Annotated in this window: 3 protein-coding genes; 1 reads left to right on the forward strand and 2 read right to left on the reverse strand. The window is 37.0% G+C overall.

What is annotated here, in order from left to right:
* Positions 1 to 277 precede the first annotated feature (277 nt).
* On the reverse strand, positions 278 to 889 hold the full coding sequence (locus tag AC1DVJ_RS30535) for a hypothetical protein (RefSeq protein WP_477596617.1): 612 nt from the start codon (positions 887 to 889) through the stop codon (positions 278 to 280).
* A 174-nt stretch (positions 890 to 1,063) separates the two neighbouring features.
* Positions 1,064 to 1,447 carry a hypothetical protein gene (locus AC1DVJ_RS30540; RefSeq protein WP_477596619.1) on the reverse strand — a complete coding sequence of 128 codons (384 nt, stop codon included), beginning with the start codon at positions 1,445 to 1,447 and terminating at the stop codon, positions 1,064 to 1,066.
* A gap of 592 nt (positions 1,448 to 2,039) precedes the next feature.
* On the opposite strand from AC1DVJ_RS30540, the gene AC1DVJ_RS30545 reads away from it, so the two are divergent.
* Positions 2,040 to 2,537 carry a CapA family protein gene (locus AC1DVJ_RS30545; RefSeq protein WP_477596621.1) on the forward strand — a complete coding sequence of 166 codons (498 nt, stop codon included), beginning with the start codon at positions 2,040 to 2,042 and terminating at the stop codon, positions 2,535 to 2,537.
* Positions 2,538 to 2,614 lie beyond the last annotated feature (77 nt).

The raw sequence follows: 2,614 nt of genomic DNA on the forward strand, positions 1-2,614 counted from the left end.
GTGATATGCTCCCCTTACTTCAACAGGTTATATTATTTCACCTGTCTACCGTAAGGGGAGCATATCAAAATTGGATCGGCTGCCTTCACTGAGGGACGGGCAGGATAACGCAATCAAAGTTATCAATTTATGATACGGATCAGCGTAATGTATCTAAACACAAAGTACAGTTTGACCATAAGATTTACATTAGTAAAAAAAGACAAAGCCACTCCTGACATGGGAAACACAGGGGTTCTTCTTTGATCTCAAAACTATGTGACCTCTCAGTTTATTTTTATGTCACTTGAGTTCCAATTACAAGTATATTTGTTATTTGATTGTAGGCCAATTGATAGTTTTTTCCATTCCTCAGTCCAAATCTTGACGAGTTATTAGCCGTTAACTGAAAGAATAATTCAGAGGTCTCTACATTACTCTTCAAGATTTTAAATCTTTTACATACGCCTCCACGAGTAACGATTAGCGTTGTTCTCGTACTGTAAATTCCTAAGTCATCCATGAATGGACCGCCTAAAGTGATGCTGTTTCCGTGAAGCCTATTCTGGTCAAGCTTGAATTGGGCCGCCGAGCGGGTAACAGGGGTTCGAAACATTCTCATTATTTTCGTTTTTTCATCAAATACGAGTAAATAACGTTGTTCCTTTTTCACCCTAAATAACTGAGCTGTAAATGGATTTAATGAAGCCATATGGAAATCACACTCGGAAGCATCCCCCTTAACAACACGAACCTTTTTCTTAATGGCCCCCCGTTGAAGAATAACAATAGAACCATCAGGGATTTTAAACAAACTAGCAGGGGGTCCTCCACCGCATTCATTAATAAAAAGAATGTTTTGAGCTTGGTTAGGATCTATGCCGAAATCAACAAGTCCTCGTAGAATCATATTTATCCCGCCTCCAGTATGCTATTTATCTATCTTTTGTTGTTGCTCTTATTGCGTTGACTGCTGCTTTGTGGACCAAAGAATACCGTTACATTTGACAAAGGGATTAATTGGATTGAGTTTCCATTCACTGTTGTTTCAGAAAATCTTTTCCTATCTGTACGATGGTTCCACTTAACAGTGTTTCTTTTTAAGTATTAAGTCTTTATGGAAGACGGTGTTGCCCTCAAGCAATTTAGCTATTGGCGTTGTCCCAAAAAGCCCACCGAAACAATTAAATACAATCTCATTCTTTTTTGCTAATTTATCAAAAACGGTAATTTCAATTTCGTATCTAACTACACCCTCACGAAGAAAAAAACCTGCGGTTTCATTTCGATTGGGTCTAAGAGAACTGGTACCTGGCGGGGAAATGATTCTACCAGGTCGTCTATTAGTCCAGTCGATAACTCGAAATTTAAAAAATTTTCTGGAGGTTCCATAATTAATAATCTCTACAAAAGCCATTTTATTTTCCTTATGTTTTGCAATAACACCTGTTGTCAGTGTGTAAGCCATCGTAAAATACCTCCTTTAAAGGACAGATTCATGATCGATGATATGAAAAATGTCGAAACGTAACTCGCTTAGACTGATGGCGTTTGAAAATTGGTATATCTTCTCCCCCCTCATATACTAGAATTCAAGCTATTATATGAGGTAATAGTTTGTATTGATTGTACATACATCGCAATTTTGTTTTAGCTTTTTCCGTTTTTCAGCCCAAATTTTGTCGCGTTATTTTTCGTTAATTAAAAGAATAAATCGAGAGTATCTATATTACTTTTCAAGATTTTGAATGTTGTGCATACTCCCTTTTTTGATACGCAAAAAGTAAATAGTTTGAAGTAAAGGGGGAAGTCCCAACATCTAATCAACTTTATTGACCCTTTCTGGGTGCGTAAAGTCTCATATTATATTTGCCCAGACACATTTGGACTCTTGCTCATATTGTGAAGAGATGTAGGTCTAAGGCTAGACTCAAGAGAAAAGGAAAATGAATTTGCATTTTGCAATGCACTTCATCACAAGAATAAAATCTTAAAGAGAGCTTAAACAGATAAAAAATGTTAGGTGGTGAACGAATCTGTCAGAAATTCATATAGCTGCCATTGGAGACCTTATGGTAAAACGGTATATCATTTCCGATACTAAACTGGCTGACGGGACTTACTCTTTCGACCCGCTATTAGCAAAGGTAGCTCCAATTCTAAAAAAAGCAGACTTAACGATAGGAAATCTTGAAACCACCTTCGCTGGAACTAGGGGGAGAAAGAGTCGAAAATCACGTGGTTCGTTGTTCAAATGTCCTGATGAGCTGGCTCCAGCTCTTAAAAGAGCGGGTTTTGATGCCTTAATTACAGCAAACAATCATTGTATGGATTTCGGCACCACAGGTTTGCTTCGAACGATACGGATTTTGAACCAAAATGGGATTGATCATACTGGCACACTTGAATCTTTAAATAAGTCCAAAGAATATCTTATCAAAAGTATCAAAGGTGTAAGGATCGGAATCCTATCCTATACTTCGGGGCTGAACGGTATTCCAATACCATCAAATAAATCGTGGATGGTCAATTTAATCCAAACAAAAAAAAATGATTAAGGATATTCATAATTTAAAAAAGCACGTTGATCTTTTAATCATTTATTTGCATTTCGGAAATGAATACTGTCATACTC

The organism is Paenibacillus sp. P4_A9, from assembly GCF_056402415.1.